Source organism: Massilia sp. UYP11 (assembly GCF_050434805.1).
Lineage (GTDB): Bacteria > Pseudomonadota > Gammaproteobacteria > Burkholderiales > Burkholderiaceae_D > Telluria.
This window is the reverse complement of sequence record NZ_JBNDJE010000047.1, coordinates 1-4,921: the sequence shown is the minus strand read 5'-3', so window position 1 is coordinate 4,921 and position 4,921 is coordinate 1. Positions and strand designations below refer to the sequence as shown.

5 protein-coding genes are annotated in these 4,921 nt (G+C 49.6%); all 5 read left to right on the top strand.

The annotated features are described in order from the left end of the window. The first annotated feature begins 811 nt into the window (after positions 1 to 811). The gene (locus ABIB38_RS24010; protein ID WP_429207312.1) at positions 812 to 2,191 is read left to right on the top strand and encodes an integrase arm-type DNA-binding domain-containing protein; all 1,380 of its coding nucleotides are present in this window, start codon (positions 812 to 814) and stop codon (positions 2,189 to 2,191) included. After that, a complete protein-coding gene (locus ABIB38_RS24005; RefSeq protein ID WP_429207310.1) occupies positions 2,188 to 3,051 on the top strand; it encodes a helix-turn-helix transcriptional regulator in 864 nt (287 codons plus the stop codon). The genes ABIB38_RS24010 and ABIB38_RS24005 overlap by 4 nt, the downstream gene beginning before the upstream one ends. 60 nt (positions 3,052 to 3,111) lie before the next feature. Then, positions 3,112 to 3,570: a hypothetical protein gene (locus tag ABIB38_RS24000; protein ID WP_429207308.1), complete on the top strand. Its 459-nt coding sequence runs from the start codon at positions 3,112 to 3,114 to the stop codon at positions 3,568 to 3,570. Between the two features lie 203 nt (positions 3,571 to 3,773). Further along, the gene (locus ABIB38_RS23995) at positions 3,774 to 4,589 is read left to right on the top strand and encodes a hypothetical protein (protein WP_429207306.1); all 816 of its coding nucleotides are present in this window, start codon (positions 3,774 to 3,776) and stop codon (positions 4,587 to 4,589) included. A 56-nt stretch (positions 4,590 to 4,645) separates the two neighbouring features. After that, the gene (locus tag ABIB38_RS23990) at positions 4,646 to 4,849 is read left to right on the top strand and encodes a hypothetical protein (RefSeq protein WP_429207304.1); all 204 of its coding nucleotides are present in this window, start codon (positions 4,646 to 4,648) and stop codon (positions 4,847 to 4,849) included. The last annotated feature ends 72 nt before the right edge of the window (positions 4,850 to 4,921 follow it).

The window sequence follows — 4,921 nt, the reverse complement described above, 5'->3', positions numbered from 1 at the left end:
CTTGAATTCCTCTGTGTACCGCTTACCGCTCATATCTTCTCCTTGTGCCCGATATTATGGCTCAGGAGTGTCTACGATAGTCGTGGCGATTCACACTATTTTCTTCAGAAGGATATATGCCACTCGATTTGACCGACATGAGCGACGACGCTTTCGATGACTGGTTGCGCGATTTAGGCGGCCACGCCACAGGCGACGCCTTGAACGACGAACGTTTGGTAGAGCTTGTAAGCGCGACGCTTCGGGACGCTAAGCCAGAAGACCGGGCACGGAACTTGGTCGAGTTAGCCAACTTGTGCTATGCCATGGCCGACAAGACGTTGGGGTCACGGACACCTTCCGCTAAATGTTTAAAGATCGTGATAAGCGGCGGCCGACGCCAGTAAGCACCGGCTGATGTGCCTAAGGAGCATCGTCGACCGGTCGAATTTCCACACCGCGAGCTGCCTAGTTGAAAGAATTTACTTACACAGCCGTTACACGACCCAGCGCGTTACACAGGAAGGGAATCAGGGGCCACAAGGAACATCACATAAACCCCTGATTTTTCAGATATATTTTGGTAGGCCTCCCCGGAGTCGAACCGGGCACCAACGGATTATGAGTCTCTTGTTTTGCTACTTTCAACCCCTTGATTACCAAGGGATCTCACTTTAAGTCGTTGATTTTTAACGATTTTGCCTAGTCACTGCTTGCCACTCGTTGCCACTGTTTGCCAGCCCCGCGTAGCCTAGAGCGTAGCCTAGACGCTGACTGTAGCCTTCCCTATACTCTAGGCTACACACCAACGTACACAACAGGGGCTACCAGCATGTTTGACTACCCAAGCAAGACCAAGCTCACCATGAAGGAGATCGAGAGCTTTCCACTTTGCGAAGACGGAAAACAGGTCACGATCTACGACAGCACTCTACCTGGTTTTGCCTTGCGTATAGGCAAGACTGCCAAGACCTTTATTGTATACAAACGTGTGGCAAAAGGGGCACCGAAAAGGATCACTCTCGGCAAGTATGGGCAACTGACACTTGAGGCCGCAAAGATTGAGGCCAAGAAGAAGCTTGCTGAATTGTCAACGGGAATCGATCCAACCGAAGAGCGCCGTGCAGCGTTGGAAGCCGTCCAGAAGTTCAAGCAGAAGAACACTGAAACGCTGGAATGGCTCATTGACGAATACACGAACCAACACCTCATTGGCAACAAGGGAGGACGGCAAAGCACTCTTGATGGGATTGAGGACTGCAAGAAGTACTTCGGAGAGAAGACCATCATCTTGCTTAAGAAGGATGGCTTGCAGTGGAAGATTGACCGCCCTGCCAAACTTAGCAACTGGCTTGACCGTCCGTTCCGTGAAATCACTCGTGAAGAAGTTCTTGACCGCTTCAACATGTTCGCAGTCGCCAAGCCGACCCGAGTACAGAAAGCGACAGGACTTCAGCCGATCACCCGCACGCACCAACTTTGCTTCAAGTATCTGAACTCTGCCTATAATTTCATCATTCCTCGTTTGGAACTGGACATCAAAGAGAACTTCCGCAACCCGTTCGATGTGCTGACCAGCCACAAGAAATGGAAGAAGACGAAGACGCGAGACCGCATGCTTGACTTCCGCAAGGAAGAATTCTCTCTCTGGTGGCATGCAGCGGTTGCCTACCGTGACCACAACGCAGTAGCGAGCGATTACATTCTCTTCTCCCTGGTGCAAGCTGGCCGCTCCATTGATATTGCTTCGATCAAGTGGAAGCAGGTAGATTTTGAACTTCAAGAAATTAAGTATGAAGACACGAAGAACGGGATCACCTACACCTTCCCTCTGACCAAACTCGGCTTGGAAATCCTCGAGCGCCGCAAGGAGTTTGCGATCAATGATTTTGTGTTTGGGTATGGCGACAGCAAGACCGGACATGTCCCACAGGATGCCAAGTTTCACTTTAAAAATATTGGTGAGGCGTGCGGTAAAATCATCAGTCACCACGACTTGCGCCGCACATGGGGTACTGCCTCTATGTTTGCCAAGGTTGATGAACGAACCATGAATTTCTGCCTCAAGCACGTCATGAACGATGTGAACGAGAGCTACTTGATGAAGCACTACGACCTCATCAAGGAGTCGTTGCAGAAGGTGGAAGACTACCTACTGGCCCAAGTAGAAAAATTCAATCCAGTGACGAACCTTGAAGGCATGGCAGCATGACCCCTGACGAATTTCTGTTCAAGCTACAGAACCTCCCGCCTGATGTAGTTTTGACGGCCACACACTTGGTCGCATTGCTTCAAGTTCTCAAGCCAACCGTTCTCAATGCGACTGCACAGGTTGTCGACGGAAATTTTGACACCTACCCGAACTCAAAAATTATCGGAGAAGAAGAGCTAGGAAGCTGGATCGGGGAAGCGATCAGCACACTTCAAAAATGGCGAGTGTCAGGCAAGGGACCAAAGTTCATCAAGAAGCCTAAGAACATTGGATACCGTGTTGGGGATGTGAAGGACTGGCTCGACACCCTCACCGTGTCTTCTACAGCAGAGAGTCATGTTCGCCTCAACAGACTGGACACTGTGTTCTCTAGCCCTATGCCTTTCATTGTGCCGACTGGCGACCGCCTCCCCCTTCCCTTCTTTCAGTCTTTGCACTTGGACAATGACGAGATTGAAGCTGTCGTTCTTGAGTATGTTGAGCACTTTGACCGGCCAGAACAGAACCTTCCTGCATGGCTCTACAGCCGTTTGGCCGTATCAGGTTTTGCTCACCTCTACCCTCAGCTTGAAGAATTTATTGAAGGTGGCGCAGACATCAACCATGTAGCCAAGCGTATTTTTGGACAAGAAGTGATTGAGTTCAGCATGGCCGATTTGATGGCAGAACATGAAGGAAGCGACCCCTGGTACAAAGATACCTTGCTCATGCTTCTTGCTAATAGCCTTGATATTTCCAAGATTGAAGGAGGTAGCTCAGCCTTCCAGAAAGTTGTGGAGCTTCGTAACCTCAACAAGAAGCTCGATGCAAATTTACCTACCAAGAGCCTTCCAAGACGCGACACAGGCGGCAAACTTTAGTAGTAGTGTCCTGAACCATACAAGCGACTACAACCCGTTAACTAACAAGCAGAAGCCTAAATGACCACCAACATTCAAGACACCGTGCAGCCCTTCCGAAGTGAAGTCAACGGCGAGTCCCGCAACAACCGCCTGAAGTCTATCGCTCAAAAATTAGACAAGCTGTACAACGTTTCCTCATCATCGTTCAAGGGAACATCCGACGAATTCGTATCCCTCATGCGTAACTGTGTAGACGAAAATCTTTGGGAGATTTGCTACTACCTGAAGACAGGGACAGGTTACACCATGAGTGCGAAAATCTTCAAAGAACTGTCCACGTATGCACAAGCTCAGGGCAACTTAGCCTTCTACTACGCCCTCTGTTCATTGGCGATCACAGGGGGACTCTATCCGTTTTCAGATGTTGTCAAGTCTGACCGTGCGCAAGAGCAGCACTTGAAGGAAGTCACAAGCACTCTGTACGGAGAGGATATTGACTCTAGAGGATGGGAGAAGAACTCGATGTTTGGGATCTGAACAGTAGAAGCAAAAGAGGTTCGGCAGTGTGTGTTTAAGGTTTTTCATATTGATCAATCAACATAAATAAATCTGTACTTTCATCTTTTCATGCGTTTAGTTGTTGACCGTATACTTCACGTATTCTATGATGAAGACATCAACACAATATATGAAGTAAGTGTTGAAGAAGACTAACGACACTCACACTTAAAGGAATGACCATGAACGCCAAAGCCGCCACCGCTGCAACGAACGCCCCGACTGCTAAAGACGAGAGCAAGAACACTGCAAGCGCCGGCAACACCAAGCCAGCAGACAGTGCCAACGAAGATGTTGCGGCTATCGCATTGGCAGAAACCGCAGCAAATTTGAATGCTCAAGAACGTTCGGCTCTCGCCCTGCGTGTTCTGGAAGGCGAAGCCGACGAACAAGAACAAAAGCTCTTTGGCATTCTTCAGGCTCAAAACACCAAGGCTATTGCAGCACGCGGTGAGCATACCAGTGCCATCGAAGCAGCCGTGAAAGCATTGGCAGGCACCGTTCGTCCGTTCGGATTCAATGACATGAAAAAACTGATTGATTCCAAACTGATCAGCATCGACGTGATCGGTCAAGTAGCCAAGGAGTTTAAACTGATCAAAGCAGATCAGGGGCAATCGCAAGTTGGTCAGACCCCAGTTGTCAAGACCCCACGTGTCAAGGCAGCAGGTGCAAGCAAGGTGTTCAAAAGCGACAGCAATCCGGTGTTCATTGAAATTCCGAAGGCTGCAACCGATGGCACGCTGGTTAAAAACGAAGTTATCCGCCAAGGCCGAACTTTGGAATTGCGTTCTGGCAGGAACATTTTTGGCCCTATGAAGGTCGTCATGCTTCGCACTAAGGGAGCTACCCTGGCCGAGACCGAAAAAAACTTGGCGGCTCATATCGTAGATGAAGCATATGGAAAAACTGAAGAAGGTAAGACTGAACTGAAAAAGATCGCTGCGGAAGTGTTCGCTTCAAAGCCGAAGAAAGCACCAGCCGCTACTCAAGCCTAAGCCTTCCAGCTACACCACAAGCCCCTGAGCGATCAGGGGTTTTTTTACGCCTAACCATGATCACACAGCTTCGCATCACTGACCTTAACAGAGAGGTTGCCCACGGTATCGCCGTCGACGGCCACTACTACTTCCAGAGCAAGCGACTCATGGATGCCTTCGGATTGGCAGACAGCCCCACGGAGAAGGCCAAGGCGATTGACCTGATCCTAACCTTCAACAAGCACCTGAACAGCCTGTCAACGGCGATTGAAAACTGATACAGATTTCGTCGTCTCAGCGATTTAAAACTGATACACCCCCGTCGCCGAACACCGTCCGTGTTCAGCCCA